This is a genomic window from Streptococcus suis YS56, assembly GCF_000440115.1.
Taxonomy (GTDB): domain Bacteria; phylum Bacillota; class Bacilli; order Lactobacillales; family Streptococcaceae; genus Streptococcus; species Streptococcus suis_L.
The window spans coordinates 1-16,574 of the sequence record NZ_ALMY01000002.1 but is presented as its reverse complement, the minus strand read 5'-3'; the positions used below and the strand labels follow the sequence as shown (position 1 = coordinate 16,574).

14 protein-coding genes are annotated in these 16,574 nt (G+C 35.2%); 7 read left to right on the top strand and 7 right to left on the bottom strand.

Features of this window, described 5'->3' with window-relative positions; translation table 11 throughout:
- Positions 1–607 precede the first annotated feature (607 nt).
- The gene (locus SST62_RS1000000112835; RefSeq protein ID WP_228376826.1) at positions 608–769 is read left to right on the top strand and encodes a hypothetical protein; all 162 of its coding nucleotides are present in this window, start codon (positions 608–610) and stop codon (positions 767–769) included.
- 207 nt (positions 770–976) lie between these two features.
- Here the strand turns inward: SST62_RS1000000112835 and SST62_RS0100250 are convergent, their stop codons facing one another.
- From SST62_RS0100250 to SST62_RS0100220, 7 genes are all read right to left on the bottom strand, one after another.
- Positions 977–2,416, bottom strand: a complete 1,440-nt coding sequence (locus tag SST62_RS0100250) for an ATP-binding protein (protein ID WP_029185832.1) — start codon at positions 2,414–2,416, stop codon at positions 977–979.
- 37 nt (positions 2,417–2,453) lie between these two features.
- Positions 2,454–3,662, bottom strand: coding sequence for an abortive infection system toxin AbiGii family protein (locus SST62_RS0100245; protein ID WP_029185831.1), 1,209 nt, complete (start codon positions 3,660–3,662; stop codon positions 2,454–2,456).
- Entirely contained in the window at positions 3,662–4,546 is an 885-nt protein-coding gene (abiGI, locus tag SST62_RS0100240; RefSeq protein ID WP_024406518.1) for an abortive phage resistance protein AbiGI, read from the bottom strand. Before abiGI ends, SST62_RS0100245 begins: the two co-directional genes overlap by 1 nt.
- A 50-nt stretch (positions 4,547–4,596) precedes the next feature.
- A complete protein-coding gene (locus SST62_RS0100235) occupies positions 4,597–5,085 on the bottom strand; it encodes a hypothetical protein (RefSeq protein WP_029185830.1) in 489 nt (162 codons plus the stop codon).
- Positions 5,086–5,089: 4 nt separating this feature from the next.
- Positions 5,090–9,460 (bottom strand): Eco57I restriction-modification methylase domain-containing protein, encoded by a 4,371-nt coding sequence (locus SST62_RS0100230; RefSeq protein WP_029185829.1) that lies wholly within the window; start codon positions 9,458–9,460, stop codon positions 5,090–5,092.
- Positions 9,461–9,463: 3 nt separating this feature from the next.
- A complete protein-coding gene (locus tag SST62_RS0100225) occupies positions 9,464–10,159 on the bottom strand; it encodes a hypothetical protein (protein ID WP_029185828.1) in 696 nt (231 codons plus the stop codon).
- Between the two features lie 354 nt (positions 10,160–10,513).
- The gene (locus SST62_RS0100220) at positions 10,514–10,954 is read right to left on the bottom strand and encodes a hypothetical protein (protein WP_029185827.1); all 441 of its coding nucleotides are present in this window, start codon (positions 10,952–10,954) and stop codon (positions 10,514–10,516) included.
- A 648-nt stretch (positions 10,955–11,602) separates the two neighbouring features.
- Between SST62_RS0100220 and SST62_RS1000000112830 the strand changes: the two genes are divergently transcribed.
- The 6 genes from SST62_RS1000000112830 to SST62_RS0100195 all read left to right on the top strand — a co-directional run bounded on the left by SST62_RS1000000112830 (position 11,603) and on the right by SST62_RS0100195 (position 16,452).
- On the top strand, positions 11,603–11,995 hold the full coding sequence (locus SST62_RS1000000112830; RefSeq protein WP_228376825.1) for a hypothetical protein: 393 nt from the start codon (positions 11,603–11,605) through the stop codon (positions 11,993–11,995).
- 51 nt (positions 11,996–12,046) lie between these two features.
- Positions 12,047–12,568, top strand: coding sequence for a hypothetical protein (locus tag SST62_RS1000000112825; protein WP_228376824.1), 522 nt, complete (start codon positions 12,047–12,049; stop codon positions 12,566–12,568).
- Positions 12,569–12,634: 66 nt separating this feature from the next.
- Positions 12,635–13,234, top strand: coding sequence for a hypothetical protein (locus SST62_RS0100210; protein WP_029185826.1), 600 nt, complete (start codon positions 12,635–12,637; stop codon positions 13,232–13,234).
- Between the two features lie 110 nt (positions 13,235–13,344).
- The gene (locus SST62_RS0100205) at positions 13,345–14,712 is read left to right on the top strand and encodes a hypothetical protein (RefSeq protein WP_029185825.1); all 1,368 of its coding nucleotides are present in this window, start codon (positions 13,345–13,347) and stop codon (positions 14,710–14,712) included.
- Positions 14,713–14,905: 193 nt separating this feature from the next.
- Positions 14,906–15,166: a helix-turn-helix transcriptional regulator gene (locus tag SST62_RS0100200; protein ID WP_029185824.1), complete on the top strand. Its 261-nt coding sequence runs from the start codon at positions 14,906–14,908 to the stop codon at positions 15,164–15,166.
- A 68-nt stretch (positions 15,167–15,234) separates the two neighbouring features.
- Positions 15,235–16,452 carry a site-specific integrase gene (locus SST62_RS0100195; RefSeq protein WP_029185823.1) on the top strand — a complete coding sequence of 406 codons (1,218 nt, stop codon included), beginning with the start codon at positions 15,235–15,237 and terminating at the stop codon, positions 16,450–16,452.
- The last annotated feature ends 122 nt before the right edge of the window (positions 16,453–16,574 follow it).

The window sequence follows — 16,574 nt, the reverse complement described above, 5'->3', positions numbered from 1 at the left end:
TTATTCCCCTGAACTTAACCCAATTGAACGATTCTGGGCTGGATTGAAAAGAAAAGTGGCTGAGTTATTGAGGAAATTTCAATCGGTTGAGTATTCTTTGGAATACTATTTTAAAACTAAATGACTATATATCATTTTAATTACTAACAGTCCAATTATAGAATATATCTAGACAGCCATTAATGATAAATACCACATCCGCTAAAAATAAATAGAATCCATTCCCGTAGAAACCACAAAAAACACCCATGAGGTAAACTCTTGAGTGCTTTGAAACGTTGATATATCGCGGTATATTAACGTTTACTGAATTGTGAAGCTTTACGTGCTTTCTTAAGACCTGGTTGGAGCATCGTTTATTTCAACCAATTTCAAAAGCTTTTAATATCAACGTTTTCACGGGTTTTCAAAACTCAAAATTTCATCCAATTTCAACTAATTTCATCAAAATAAGGTAAATTTTCAATCAAAATAAGCAAAATCGGACCAGAAAATACCAAAGTTTACCTTATTCTTGATTCTAGAAAATACATCAACTAAAAATATTCACTTTTAATTTTCACGCATACCATGTATAATATAGTTACAAAATTAGGAGGCGTAGCTAATGAATGTTCCACTGAGTATCAGTACTACAAAAGTTTGCAAAGAGGAACCTAATGTAGAAACTAGTATTCTCAAAGCTGAGCCAACTTTTGACTTTGACAAAGAATTAGAAAATGCTAGGAATCAATACGATGAATTATTGAAAGAATTGGTGGATAGATGAAATGTCCCCCCTAAACGAATTTGACATATTCACAGCCTATTCTTGAAATAAACTCTATGATGAAAAAAGTGGTTATCGACCTGATTGTTGACAGCCACTTTTCTGTATTCTACTGTATTCTACTGTATTCTACTGTATTCTACTGTATTCTACTGTATTCTACTGTATTCTACTGTATTCTTATTACTAATAGTATCCTGACTGCAATCATTTATCAACTAAAAGATAATACTGATTGCGGTCATTTTTACTTGAACCAAACCAAGTAATAATTTCTAGGTCACGAAGATTATGAAGTAATTTAACAACAAATGATCGACTCCTACCTGTAAGCTCAATGGCTTTTGCTGTTGTCATTTTATTGCCTGAGTTATACATATAGTGGACAATCAATTGCTCGTCTGCTGTTAACTCACCAAAATCAGAGAACTGTTTTTCCAAACTGTCTCGTGTGCGCAGATGACGGCTGACAATGTTATTCTCAAGCGTCAGGACAACCTTATTCCCAGGTTCTGAGTATTTTGGTTCATGGAGAAAAGCAGATTCCATCTCAGAATAGATACGCTTCACCCCTTCATTCATCTCACGAACCCAACCAAACTCTGTCAGAGTTCTGGCAATGCGAGGGTTTCTCGAAAAACGTTCATGCTTGATGTTTTCAACTGTTACGATATTAGGTAATTTCCCTGGACTATGGATTTCTAAGCGGTCATCAAACATAAGGACACGAATGTGATCTCCATAAACAGAATAATCACGGTGAGTTACGGCATTGACAACACCTTCAAACCAAGCAAATTCAGGATACTCAGGTAAAACTTGGAATTGCCCGTTGTCATCTAAATACTGAAATTCACGAAGCTGAGTACGGATAAAATCTCTAACCTTGATAATCAAAGTTGGGAGAGCATCATCAAAAGTCACTTCCTTAATAACATTAAAACTACTTCCAGTCCCCATATCGGTACCATCAAAACGCTGAAAACGGACACGAGCTTGAGGAAAGAATGCTGACGGATATTTACCAAAAAGTAAAATGGCTGCCTTGGTTAATTTCCCATTGATTAGAAAACGACGAGCTTTGAGAATTTCTTCTGTAGAACGATCTGAAATATCAAAACGATTTTTAAAGTCCTGAACCAGATGGTCATCAATATCTTCCAAGGTCGCATCAGGTACAACTTCATCCTCAAAGAAACGTTGTCCCTTATCATAGCTGAGCTGAGTGCGTTGCTCGTAGCTCAACTTAACTGTTTCATCACCCTGACGAAGATAAACCTCATCATTTGGTGCTGCAATCACACGATTTGACGACAATTCAACTGAGATAACCAAAATTAAATCGTCTTCACCCTTATGATTAACCACAGGGATTTCTTCAAAAGATAAATCTAAAGGTGTTTCACGCATCTCACGGTCAATCTTTTTGAAATCGTCTATGGGATAAGCCCTGCCGTCCTTGAAACCAGTGATAATGTTATCCTGTTTCTCATCTTCAATACCAATCACCAACTGACCGCCATCCGCATTGGCAAAAGCAATGAGGTGTTTGAGAAGTTCAGACGGTTTCTTTCTGGCTGATTTTCTGTCTAGATATTGACTTTCTGGAGAAAATTGGTAATGGGATAATGGTTTCTTATACTTCAAATTAAAATCTCCTTTCTAGTGTCAAATTCGCCTTCTTTTACCGAGAGGCACTCTTAGAAAAATCAATATCTTGAATAGATACAGCATTATCAGTTAGTTCAAATAACTCTTGACCTTTTATTGTCATATCAAAATCATTTATAGAATCTAGTGAAAACAAGACATAATATTCACTTTCCTCAGGTAAATCAAAAATCATTTTAATTTCTTCTCGATTTTCATCTATCTTTTGTTTGAAAGCCATCCTCGGATAAATAGTATATTCTAAAAATTGCAGTTCAACCCCAAATAACTCCAAAGATATTATCTCTCTAGTATTGACGACCCCTATTTCGACTCCATCCTCTAATTCAGGATGACTTGAAGCATAAAACTTCTCCTTATCAAAAGTAAAAGCAATTTGGTTTTTATTTTTGATTGCTACTAATCTATTATTGATAAATGATTCAAACAAAATTTTTGTAAAATAGACATCATCATTACTAATTTTATGTGGAAACTCAAAAGTAACAGAAAAAAATCTTTGTATTTCTCTAAGTGCTTCAAAAAAAATGTGGTTCTGCTGAAACGCTTCAATTTGATTATTATCAGGTACCAAAGTTTTATTAAATATCTTTATGCCAGTTGTAAAGAACGACCTGATAATACCTAAATTTTTAAAATAATCATCCAAGGTTATTAAATGTTTATAATTTAGCTTCACTGTCATCTTGATGTTATTTGATTCTTCATCCAATATTATTTCCAAATCAATCAACTGATCTCTACGTGAAACGATTTTTATTTTCGTTAAGCTTGGATACGGAACTCTTTCAACAGGTAATAGAAGTCTTTCCTCTCCACTCTCGACTTCTAACGGTTCCAGCGCAGGAAATTTCTCAGCAGAACCTATCATTTGTTTTGTAACACCTGAACTCCCTAAATGAATAATAGTTGGAGGATTCTCTTGGAGCGATTCATCTAGTATAAAAATTTTTTGAGTCCTATACATAGCCTCAACTAATTCATTGATATTCTGTATTTTCATACCTTCAAATTCTAACGGAAACTTAATCCTCACTTGAAAGCTATTCTCTTTACGATTCTTTCTAGAACGCAAAACATACATATCCTCCGTCCCTTCCATCAATTCATATGAGTAACCTTTTGGAGCCTCTAGATTAAGTTTTTTCCTTAAAGCTGTTGGAGCCTTTATTTCTTTGTTATTCGTTCTAGAAAACACTGAATTAAACTTTGAAATAGCCATCACCAATCCTCCTTCAACTCATCATAAACCATTATTTTTGATATTAGAATATCTTTTTCTTGAGATGATAGTCGCCGTCCTTTTCGTTTTCCACGGATAAATTGAATCAACCTATTTCTATTTTGAACCGTATCGACAAATATATATCTGATATCTTCTACATCGAATTTTAATACACCGTCACGTGTTTGCAGAATACTATCTGTATATATTTTGTTAATTTCTTCAGCACGAATTTCCTCTTCCTCAATTAACATTAATGGAAGTTCCCTAGGATTTAATTTAGGAATATATCTCCACTCATGCTCATCTTGAAAATTCTTTTTTATTTCGATAACATTGTTATCTCTATCTCGGCGTTTCATTTTACCTGTGTAAGGTTTAATCATCCGGATATACTCAAAAATAAAGTTCATTAGGATATCACTATCCTCTGAGTAGTCACTATCCTTATTTATCAATATATTCAAAGCAGCTGTAAGTTCTGCCACTTGGACAGAGCTAGTATTTAAATAATGAATTGGCTGTATCCCTTTTCTAATACCAAACTCTTTATGAAAAGCTATTGAAAATTTACCATAGCCCTTATCATTTAATAATATTGAATTTCCTTCAGCATGATAACTTATCTGATGTAACGGAATATCACAAAAACATGTCATAGGAATATACCACTCCGTTAAATCTTTAGAATTGTATTTCAAATTTAGATAACTGATATCTTCAGGATAATACCTCGGACAAATCGCCATATTAAGTATGGCTTTTTCCAAATAAGAATACTCTCTCATAAAATTAAATAGCGCATTAGCAGTAATCTTTGATTGAATAACCTCAAAATCATCTAGCTCCTCCTTAGCTCGATAATTTACAATTGTTGTCATTGCCCCCTCCTAAATATTAACTATTGTCCTTGATATCCTTATAAAATGCTCTATTTTTTCTTAGCCTTAGAAAAATTTCCTAATTTAGATTTTATAGTATTTGCGCATACTTCAGTCAAAGGCTCCCCTATTGCTTCTCTGTAGTTAAAACCTAACAGTTGCATTGTCTTCAAGGTGTCTTTATTCAGTAGTTCTGCCATCTGTTGAAACGATACAGTTTGTTCTTCAGTAACATTCCCAAATGAGCTAAATAAAGAAATAATTCGAATAAGGGTATTATGGAGATATTCTATATCCTCATCCTTAATAGTGACCTTTTCATATTCTTCTTTATAGATTTGTGCAATCCGGAGAGCCTCAGCCCTTTCAATAATTAACTCATTAACAATGTCATCGTAAGCACTTCTAAGTTTATCCGCTTCACGCTCAGTTTTCATTGATTGGATTTTACTATTTATTTTAGCTGTTGTTCCTTTGACAGCTAATATACCTAGTTCAATTCCAGCATTGACAACTGATTCTGTAATATAAGGTTCCATATTCCTACCCCATCTCCTTCACTTTACTTTCAATAAATTCAATCTCATCATCCGAAAGTCCATATTTTCGATAGAGTTGTGCGTCTATCTCAGCGATTGATTGCGACCAATCAATGTCCGAGTGGGATGTAAAATCTTGAAGTGGTATAAATTTATACGTAGTTCTTGCGGCATCTTGACTAGATTTAGCTGTAGCATGCAATAACCTGGCAAATTTCGTTTTCATATAATTTGATAGATTATGTGCTTGTTGTTCAGTTAGATCTAAATCAGCTCCCAAAACTATATATGTCTCAGTACAAATAGTACCTGGTCCTGCAATAATTGTATTAAAGTTATCATCATTAAGTTCTGTCCCAATATTATTCGCTCGCGCCGTCAAAACTTTCCAACAATCTATCCACTCAGTTTTTGTTGTAATCTCAGCTCGCTCAACATAGCCGACCGCCCCCTTCCCATAGCACACAACAGGATTTGTCAAGCCATTAGCGTCAGCATAAAACCTTTTATCTCTGATAAAGAAGCCGCTGAAGCCGTACGGCTTCCGCGGCGACGCGATTTCAGAGATTTTCCCTTTATGTTGATGCGTCGCTTCTATTTTCGTAAGAATATTTAAAATTCGATGATCACGAATGAATATATCTACATCATCCTCAGCAAGCCTACGTTGAACTTCTGCGGCTACTTTTCCGCCTTCCATTGTGATTACTCGCGTTAAATCTTTTTGATTATTCCAATCACTATCCCAATGCACTACACAAACACCACCACGGATATTTGTATTTGGAAATACCTCATCAGGATTCGGAAAGTCATATAAATCACGAATGGTGACATCAGATAACATTTCTGCTCTAAAGTTATCCAACCCTTTACCACCTGTATACCAACGACTTGGCATTATTAGACTAATATGATTTGGATTTAATGTTTTGGCAAGTTCTACAAATTTATGATAAATAGGGCTAGCACTTGCTTGCGCTCCTCCATCACTTTCCTGATACGGAGGATTTCCTATCACTACATCAAATTTCACCTTGTTAAATGCCTCCTCGACTAGTTTTTTACCTTGTTCACTATCTGTTTTTAGGGTATCTATCAAGCTTTCTATGTAAGTCACATTGGTTTTGTACTTCCTATAACCTGTCAGTGTACGTTCGGTAATAGTTTTTGCCATTGGTGTTTTCGCAATAGCATAGATGTTATTCGCTAAAATCTCCTGATAAACTTGGTCAGCTTCAAAACGGTTGTCATCATTTTCTGCCATTCGTTGATAATACAAACTAATGGCACTATGAAGGGGATAGAGACCTGTCTTCGAGTTGATATCTAAAATTTTAGTTTCTCTCTGATAAATAGATGAGGTAATCTCATTGTCTACCCAGTGAAGATTTGACGTCGCACCATCTGTCACCGACTCAAAGTTATCATCATAGAAGTTCAATCCGCCTACTGACTTAGATACTTGTAGATTGACCACTCGCCAAGGTGTCAGTACAGTTTCCTTGTCAGGGTTTTTAAAGGTCCCAAACAGCTCTGCAATCTGCTCCGCTCGCTCGATGAAGTCCAGGTCATCAAATGATTTGGCACGCTGACGGATAATACGACCCGCTTCGATAAAGACCTCAGCATCATAATACTTGGTAATCTCACTAAACATTCCCTTAGTGAAACCTTTTGGCATGAACTCTTTCCACGATTCATCATCCACCTGCTTGATAAAGTCCTGAATGGTGATATCTTCTGATAAATCGACCGCCATACCGTAAATCATCATCGGAATACGGATAGAAACCCCACGCAAAATAGAAATCATGTTTTTCCGTTGCTTCTTAGCTTCTTTTTGTTTTTCGATAGCTTCCAGATCTTCCGGAGTCCGCTTAGCTTTTGGTTTCTTTTTAGCTTTTTCAGCTTGCTCATGCTCTTCAGTTGTCAAGCCATTTTCATTGATAACAACTTTCTTAGGCGTTTTTTGACTCTGCGTTTTGCCGACAATCGCATTGAGTTTGGTAAACATAGACGCATCATCAGCGGTTAAAGTTAGAAGATTATCATTATAGAGACTGTCGTCTTCGAAACCTGACCGCACTGCCTTTTCAGCATAAACTTTCTTGAGCTGTGTCAGCATTCTATCCACATCATAGGATTTCATGCCAGTATCAGATGCGCCTAAGATAGGCATGAAATTGAGCAAGCGAGCCATGGCTTGTTTTTGAGCCTGCGTATTCTTTTTCCCTACGCCAGAGTTGATTTGAGCACTCTCAGCCATGACAGTCAAAGCGCGATCTGGTGCAAAGTCAAAGACATAACAATTGGTCTTCATCCCCAACTTTTCATGGGAAAATGGCGTCTGCGCTCGAAAAGCAGCTTGGAGGTAGTTCATGGCGCTATTGGTATTTGACAAGAACATGACCGCCGTCCACTCTGGAATATTGACCCCTGTTGTCAACTTACGAACAGTTAGAGTAATCGTTTTTGTCTGAGATGGGTCTTGACCAATAGCAGTGCGAACTTTCTCTATATCCGCATCGTTAGCAATTCCATCATCACTTTTCGAACCCCTGACAACATTGACGATTTTATACTCTTTTCCAAAAATCGGATGTTCTTTAAGCAAATCTTCAAAAGCATTAGCTTCCTTAACACCTGGCATGAGCCAAAGCGTATGACGCAATTCTTCTCGATAAGATTTTGTTGAAAATGGATAATTTGTTGTACTATCCGGATTCGTAATATTATCTAAAAATGCTCGAACACTAGACTTATGAACAAGCTCCCCAGCTTCATCAACGCGGAAAAATTCTCTAAAATTAAACGACTTTGACTCATCTGAAAATCGCTCCTTATGTTTCATTTCAAATGTATACATTGAAACTTTTGGTAAGGTTTCATAGGGATTCGGTATATCCGGATGTTCCAATTCCCATTTCTTTTTAGCCGTTTGTTCCATAACATAGTCCCAAGTATAGACTTGTTCGTCATCGAATTGATCAAGCAAATTAAATGGAGTTCCTGATAATTCCAGTACTTTTGTATGCTCTTTAACCAATTCCTTCATAACGGTGTCGCTGAGCTCGGTTTGCGTTCCCTCGTGTGCTTCATCAACAATAATCAAATCCCAATCTACATCCGCAAAATCTTTCAGATTGGTTTGTCCACCATTATACCGAAGCAATTGAATTGAAGCGAAATACACAAAAGGTTTCTCACCTCGCTTCAGGTTTTCAAGCGTTTCTCCTTGATTGACTGAGCCATAATCATATCCATCGGCGCTCATCTTCATTTTCTTGAAATCATCAAACCAAGAATCTGCCACAACAGGACGATGAGTCATGATGAGCACCCTTTGAAAGGCTTCATTCTTGACTAATTGCAAGGACGTCAAGGTCTTACCAAAACGCATTTTGGCATTCCAAAGCATCTTATCTTTTTTCTTAAAGACTTTTTGCGTCTGCTCGACTGCGGCTTCTTGTTCTGGACGAAGGGTGATGACCGGTTCCTCAATAAATGATTCTTTGGCAGTAATATTTAAATAATTTCTACCTTCTTTAACCGCTTTAATGGCAGCCTTTGCTGTTTCTAAATCCGTCTTGAACCACTCTGTTCCCTCCAGTTGATCAGCCTGTTTAATCCCCGAACGCTTCAAGACATTATGCACATCATAATCATGAAACCATGACTTGGTTGCCTTTTTATAAGCAAGCTCTACCCAGCCAAGCGTGTAAGGTAGACCAGACGTTTTCATGTATTGATTAATACGTTTTGGGGCAACAGTACGTAAAAAGTCACTATTTGGCGACCAATCCGTTTCAATGTCATCCGAAGAAACAGTCCCTTCACCGATTTTTTGAGTTCCTTCGAAGGCATTAAATAGTCCACTTTCATTGTTAACTGTTTGAATATAGATAAACTTCCGCTCAGCCGTAGTGTACATTTCTTGTGCTCTCGGTTCTAAAAACTGACCAATTGCACTCGCTTTAATATCCGGTTCAATATAGGTCAGCATGACCCAAGCTAGTATGTCAAAGACTTGTTTTAGTGATTTTAAGGCATTTTCTTTTGTCGCATCTTCTGGATTAAGGACATGGGCAGAATTATTCCCCTTTCCCTTGATATCATAAAAGTGATCGACGATTGTTTTATTGGGAATAAAGTCTCTTATCTCTCTTAGTACGTCATTAAAGGTAGCGCGCTCACTAATATCTAAATATTCTCTATCGGCAACCAACCTCGCTGTATTCTCAGCAACTTTCCTCACTTTTGTTAGCGTACCTTCATAATCCCCGTGCGTATAATTTTCTTCAGCCATATTTATAGTTCTAAAAAGCTCGGCTGTATCTATATCAATTGCCAAAAATTCGAAATTTGAAATCATAGCCTAATCTCCTAGCAAATACACTTTCTGAATACTTATCTCTTCTATTGCATCTGTTTTTTCAACAACTTCATCTTCTATTTTAAATTCATCATCGATATCAAAAAAGCTCAGTTGTCCTTCTACGACTGCCCTATCATCTTCAACCTCTTTACCTAAAAGTTCTGATAATGCAAAAGGAATTTTTCTCACCAAACTAGGATGTCCTTTAACCATTTGCCATTCATTAAACCTGATAGGCTCCCCTGTGACTGGGTGCTGCTGAGTCAAGGTATTTCCTCTCACAATATTTTTATGAATAAGATAGTGAGCTGATTGATAGATATCATTTTTGCTATTTAGTCTAGTTCCAAAAGCTTGCTCGTACCAGTCTAAATAACAAAGAAACATCCGTGAACGTGCCACTTCCAAATTATCTTCTAAAAACTCTATGCCATATATGGACGAGAGAGCAATCAAAGACTTTGTTTTCCAATTTCGTTTGTCATACTGTCTTACCACAGCCTCTAGCTTTCTCTCTAAAATAGCTTGCAAAAAATTTCCATCGCCTGCAGATGGCTCTAAAAAGGTCTTATATACACTTTCACAAGCTTCTTTCACTCCAGGAGTATCCAGCATTTTCTGAACCATCCAAGCAGGTGTAAAGACTTCTCCATGTTTTTGAACACGTTGTTTTGATTTAATTAAGCTCTCTTCCAAAACCTACTCCTTGAAAACGTTTATATCTCCACCTATTATACCATTTTCTATGCCTAACTTTAACTATTTCTGAGAGCGTTTGAAGTTCCCTGAAATAATGTAACTTAGCTCTCAAAAAAGCCAAAGCATGAACAGAACTTAAATTTCATTTACAATACATGGTGTCTGATACTGACAGATAATCAGAACACAAGAAAACCGCAGATCATTTACTGCGGTTCTGTTTACATATTTTATATTTACTAAACTTCTTTTTGACACTCACTCAAAATTCTCACAATCCTTCATAAATCTAAACACCATCTGATCTAGTTCCATAAAAATCTGTCCTAATGCTCAGTACCACTAGTTTTTTTACTGAACGTCTCTTGCAACAAACAAGGTTATAGTATTTAGATACTTCTCAACAAATCTTACAAATCCAATAACTTCCATCTCTGCCATCGTTTCTGTCCAGTTTCCGATAATATAATGTCCCAAAATAATTTTCATAGCAATGCAAAATTGATAAAAATCATTTCCCCAATCCTCAAAATTAAATTTCACATGAATTGATTCGTGCAATCCATCTTCCAAGTCTATCGTAACGAAACAATCCGATTCTTCCGTTTCATAATATATTTTAAAATGAATATTACAATCTTCGTTTTCAAGCAATAAATCATAATAATCGTCATCAAAGGTTCCAGGAATAAGTGCAAAATCTTTTTCATGATGGCAATCAATAGCTTTAATGTCTGTTTCAAAAATCGTTTGCTTTAAAAATTTGATAATAATTCTGTGGGATTCTAACATTATCGATCCTCCTTTACTGTTTTCGAATCCATATTGAAGTAAGTAATTGTATTCTGAATATCACATGATATGCCTCCTTTTTCTTCTATGTTCAGTATGCCACTTTTTTCAAAATATAAAAAAGTGTGTGAATTCTTGTAAACGAAAAATGTTTTTTGTTTTTTTATTTTTTTGAAAAAGAGACATAATAATATTGAAAAAAATTGATGTGAATAGAGAAAGAAGGTGATAAGTTATCTATTGTTTGAATTCGCACTGGGCTCGGTGAAAATTGTTAATTCGAATGATTGTGACTTCTCTTTTTTAAAGGTGTCATTGACTTAAGAAAAGAGATCGAAAACGAAGAGAGTAAATGGTTATTCTGCGGAATGAAATGACGTACAGAATAACCATTTATCACATAATATAGTACAGTAAAAGATGTTTAGTGAAGATAAAAGTAGAAAGTTCGGTTTGAAAAATAACCAGTTCAATGACAAAACGAAGATTTCAGAGATATTCGACGGTGCTACTGAAGAGTATTGAAAACGATAGTCCCATAGGACAGCCTCATCGGAAATTTTCAAGAGCATACCCAGCTCATTACTAAAAAAGGGTGGGAGGCAGTTTAACAATAATATGCATTTTATCAAAGAAAGGAGACAGAAAATGCCACGAAAAAAGAACTCATTAAAGCACGATATCTTCGTCGTAGCAACAAAAAATGTTACAAATAATACATCTCGCACATCATATAAACGTTCAGCAACTCGGTTCTCAAAATGGGCAAAAGAAAATAGCATCAAAAAAATCTCAGAAATTTCAGAAGAAGTTCTTCAACAATATCATGATGATCTTCATCAAGATCCAAAAGGATATACAGCTGCCACAATTCACACATACTTAGCACCTATTGCGAAAGCAGCCAATATTAACTTGAATCGGATCCGCAAACAGAAACGGACAAGTGACAAGATTGTCCGTGGACGACAATTCGAGTCTAATCAACAAGGGAAAAAACAAGAATTGAACTCTCTCTTCTCTCGCCTAGTCGCATTTTAGAAAGTAGTTGGTATTCGTCGAAACGAATTAAAGAATTTAACAGGAAAAGATTTGAAATTCGATGAATATGGGAATTGCTATATTCACGTAAAGAGGGGCAAAGGCGGAAAGAAACAAATGCAATACATCTTGCCAAAAGACGTGGCAATCGTCAAACAAACTTTCGCAGGAATTGAAGAAAATGAGCCAGTTTTTACAGATGAAGAGATGAACAACCAAATCAATCTACACGCATTACGCGCACATCATTCTCGCGATAGCTATTTCTATTATCTAGAAAAAATTCAAGCTAATCCAAAAATGAGACACGCACTCTCACATTTATTAATTACACGATGGGAAGAAGGCAATCAGAAATTGAAGAACGAGTCACAAAGTAAATACGAACGACAGCGTAAAAATTTTATTTATGAACTACGCGACGAAATTTATGTTCTTCGCGGTTCAAATAAAGTCAAAGCCTTATCGTCAGGAATGCCAATTGAGTACAATCGCCTTGCTCTCATGGCCGTATCAGTATTAAATCTTTCACACTGGCGATTATCTGTTACAGTAACAAATTACATTCTGTAATGATTTTTTAATTTGAGTTTTCTGGCATAATTTCTTTGTAGATATTGAAGAAATGGAGGACAAAATATGAGGAATCAAAATAATCTACAAAAAATAAATCGAAACACAATTTTAGCAAGAGGAAAAATCTTTGAAGTAAATGACCAAGATATCGTACCATATCTTGGTCTTTTTATCAGAAACGGCGCCGGTCGTAAGCACACATATTTGAAATGTTATTTTAATCGTGAAAAATTTCAATTGAAGAAGGGAATGACGGTATCGATATCAGGTCATATCGAAAACATTAATACAAAGAATAGCTACGAAATTATTATAGATACCATCCAAGAAGAGCAGACTGAACTGGCGGTATTCTTCAATAAAAAGCCTAACTTCGGTTTTGCATATCCAAACCATTTCGCAAAGATGTTTGTTTTTGGAAAGGTTATTGATAAACATTTAAAACCAAATTCGAATTGGATCGAAATGATTATCAAGGATAACTGTGAAAATAGAGTCAAAGTACAATACAGCACAAAAATGCGTGTCAATGAAACGCGTGTTGAAATCGGAGATAATGTGTATCTATCAGCTTTACCAATTTCAATTCAAAAGACCTTTCAGGAGGAAACATTTAATTTCGAGAACTATATTCTTGAAGATCTTGTCATAAAAAGAAAATAGAAGAATTAGAGATAAATTTCTTTTTGGAATTTATCTCTTTTTTGTCATTTTTTGTTCTGAAAACATTGTGTATCTGGCATAATTCATTTCGAGAAATGAAAGAGGAAAAAATGGTCTCAAAAGTTACAAGAGGTATGTCCGAAGAGGAAAAACAAAAAATCTACGATGAGAATGCAAAGGAAATGGAAAGTTGCTTTTCTGTGACCAACGCATTTTGGGGTATAGATAAAGTAGTTCTTTCATTGAAAGGACAGTTCCACATCAACAACCTGGAATTAGATTTAGCTGCTTCTATGAAAAATAATTTTTCTATCAAGAAGAAATACGACAAGTTAGGTACCATCTCGGAATTAGTTATCAATTCACCCACTTTCGGTTTATTCTACATGGGAAAAAATCCATTTGATGGCAGTTATTATTATCGTATTCAATTGATTCATGGCGGATTAAACATTGCTACTGCTTCAATTGATGGAATTAATAAAAGATTGAACAGAGCTCTATCGATTTTGGAACATGAAATAGGAATTTCATGTACGATATATCATTGCGAATTCCAAGAAATTGAACTTGCATTTACAATGGCCATACAATCACCATTTCACCTTCAAACAAGAACGCTATTATTACGCTGTCTAACAAATAAAAAAGTGAATTTCGCTTCATCATCAAATCGTATCAAAGACAAGGAATATGATATTTTAACAACCAATAGATCTAAACATGAGGAACAAGTTTTGTACAACAAAACAAATAAAGCAAAGAGGTTAGGACAACTTGATAAAGCAAAAACAGAAGCATTTGAAGTTTATCGTTTCGAAACAGTTTTGAAAAAAGATAAGATTAAATCTCTTCTTACTACCTGCGATCTGGAAGAAATTGATAATCTGAAAATCATTCAATACTTAGAAAACTTGATTTCAATTGGAGTCTTCAATTTCATAAAAGAAATCGAACAATCAGTAATAAATACTGACAGAGAATTATCCAAAATTTTCAAAGAAAAACCACGTGCGACTTTCGAAGAATTGTTGAAAAAACAGATTAACGTTGCACATTCAACAAACACTCCGCTAGTTTTAGATGAAGAAATACTTAGTCTTATAAATGCTAAATTTGTTTCGAAAGAAAATAGATCGCGTTATAGAAAAAATATGATTATTAAAAGTCAGAAAGAATTAAATATAAATTCTGAAGCTTTTTATTTATCAGAGATGGTGACATGGAATGTATTAATCATTTTACGATTGATGTTTGATGCTCTTGATTTCGCAAAGGCACATGGTTTAGGTTGTCATAAAAATTACAACACAAATGAATTACATATTGTACAGATCCCAACTTTTTCAAAAGAATTCAGAAATAAAATCTATTCATTGAACAATAAATTGCGTCGAAAACATCATTATAAAATTGATTTATATGAATTAATTTTGAATCGATTGTTGAATTTAAAAGAATTATTTAACGGTTTTTAATATGATTTTACAACTTTCCAAAACCTCAAAATCCTTGATACTACAACATTTCTTTAAAAAATTGTCTTCCTAAATTGAGGCAAAACAGACTATTAATCTATACATTTCTAAAAATCATCCGATTTGAGTCCGCAATGTGGCATAATGACTAATGTCAAAATTAAATGAATTTCCTATTAGAAATAAGGTTAATATGCAAGTCATTCTACCAGAAGAGCAAGTACATCAAATTCAGCTTTTAATTGCTGATTTAATAAAACAAGAAGTCGAAAATAGGTTGGATAACAGCAATCTTAGTAGTCCATTTTTGAACAAACAACAAGCCTACGAATATTTAGGAATTTCCAACAACACGCTTGATAGTTGGATCCGGAAGGGGTTGCCTGTCATTCGCATCGGAAAAACTGTTCGATTCGATAAAGCTGAAATCAATCGCTGGTTACAAAATCAGTAGCATTCTATCCGTGGTTTGATATAATAAAGCCACGGTATTTTTCTAGCTCAATTCAAAAGGAGAATACTATGTCAATTACCAAAACAAAAAATGGAACTTATCGCTTACGTATTTATATTCCAGAAGAAGCTAAATCTTCACTTGGAATTGATAAAAAAGTGATTGAGAAACGTTTTAAGTTAAGGAGTGAAGCAAAAAAATACGAACTCGAACTACAAAACAAAATTGATAAAATACTAAGCGGAGAATCAACTCCATTGGAAACAAATGGGGCAATCCTCTTCTCAGACTTTTATCACAATGTTTGGTGGGAATCTTACAAAGCAGGTCAAACAACCTCAACTACAAAACCACCTTCAAAGGCTACTATTGACGGAACAGAGATTGTCTTTAGAAAGCATATTCTACCTATGCTTGGGAATTATTCCATTGACTTTCTCAACCAAAATAAACAAGTCGTCTTGAACCTATTGACCCAAAAAGCAGAAGAATATGCAAACTTCAAGGTAATTAGAAGTTATGTAAATTCTATCTTTGATTGGGCTGAGGAATTGGAATATATCGAGACAAATCGATTATCAAAAACAATAAGTCGCATCAAGGCTACTAAAAAAATCAAGTTGCAAGAAGCCAAACATGATGAAGATTTGTATCTTTCACAAGCAGAACTTCAAGCATGGTTCACAGCATTTGAAGAAGACCTAGGAAACGGTAAACTCTTTTTCAAAGATTATGTACTATTCTATACTACTTTTTTCTTAGGAGATAGAAAATCCGAAAGCTACGCTTTGCAATGGAAACACATCAATACCAAGAAGCAAGAAATCCAATTAGTGCAAGCCTTGGATAAGTACAAAAATCCAAAGTCTACCAAGGGCAACAAGAAGACAACCTTTCAAATCCCTATTGAACTAGCGGACTTACTTCAATCTTGGAAAAAGCAACAAAAAATTGAATTGGCAAAATTCGGCATTATCCAATCTGATGAACAATATGTCTTTACCTATATTGATACGAAAGGCAACGTGAATAGCCCCTTACACGCTGATTATCTCAATAACAAGATGAAGTCAGTCAAACGCCGTCACAAGGCGCTAAAACACGCAACACCGCACAAATTACGCCACACTGGAGCAACATTAGCTAGACTAGCAGGAACATCACTAGAGGCTATTTCAGAGGCTCTAACTCATAGTGACACTATTACAACGAAGACATATGTCAATACTTCAAATGTTGTTCCAATGGCTGTAGGGGAAATTGCCTACCGCAATCTTAAAAAGTAATGGTGTGAATTTGGTGTGAAAAGTGGTGTGAATTTTGCTAAAAATACATCAAAAACATACTAAGATTAGTAGTGAGGAAATCTCCGACGGGAGAGAGTACTCATTACTTTTTCTTTATGTTA

Bases quoted from the DNA above. Each gene is read 5' to 3' on its own strand.
- SST62_RS0100195 (WP_029185823.1), top strand. From the start codon at position 15,235: ATGTCAATTACCAAAACAAAAAATGGAACTTATCGCTTACGTATTTAT.
- SST62_RS0100220 (WP_029185827.1), bottom strand. From the start codon at position 10,954: ATGTTAGAATCCCACAGAATTATTATCAAATTTTTAAAGCAAACGATT.
- SST62_RS0100245 (WP_029185831.1), bottom strand. From the start codon at position 3,662: ATGGCTATTTCAAAGTTTAATTCAGTGTTTTCTAGAACGAATAACAAA.
- SST62_RS0100235 (WP_029185830.1), bottom strand. From the start codon at position 5,085: ATGGAACCTTATATTACAGAATCAGTTGTCAATGCTGGAATTGAACTA.
- SST62_RS1000000112835 (WP_228376826.1), top strand. From the start codon at position 608: ATGAATGTTCCACTGAGTATCAGTACTACAAAAGTTTGCAAAGAGGAA.
- abiGI (WP_024406518.1), bottom strand. From the start codon at position 4,546: ATGACAACAATTGTAAATTATCGAGCTAAGGAGGAGCTAGATGATTTT.
- SST62_RS1000000112830 (WP_228376825.1), top strand. From the start codon at position 11,603: ATGCCACGAAAAAAGAACTCATTAAAGCACGATATCTTCGTCGTAGCA.
- SST62_RS0100230 (WP_029185829.1), bottom strand. From the start codon at position 9,460: ATGATTTCAAATTTCGAATTTTTGGCAATTGATATAGATACAGCCGAG.
- SST62_RS0100210 (WP_029185826.1), top strand. From the start codon at position 12,635: ATGAGGAATCAAAATAATCTACAAAAAATAAATCGAAACACAATTTTA.
- SST62_RS0100200 (WP_029185824.1), top strand. From the start codon at position 14,906: ATGCAAGTCATTCTACCAGAAGAGCAAGTACATCAAATTCAGCTTTTA.
- SST62_RS0100205 (WP_029185825.1), top strand. From the start codon at position 13,345: ATGGTCTCAAAAGTTACAAGAGGTATGTCCGAAGAGGAAAAACAAAAA.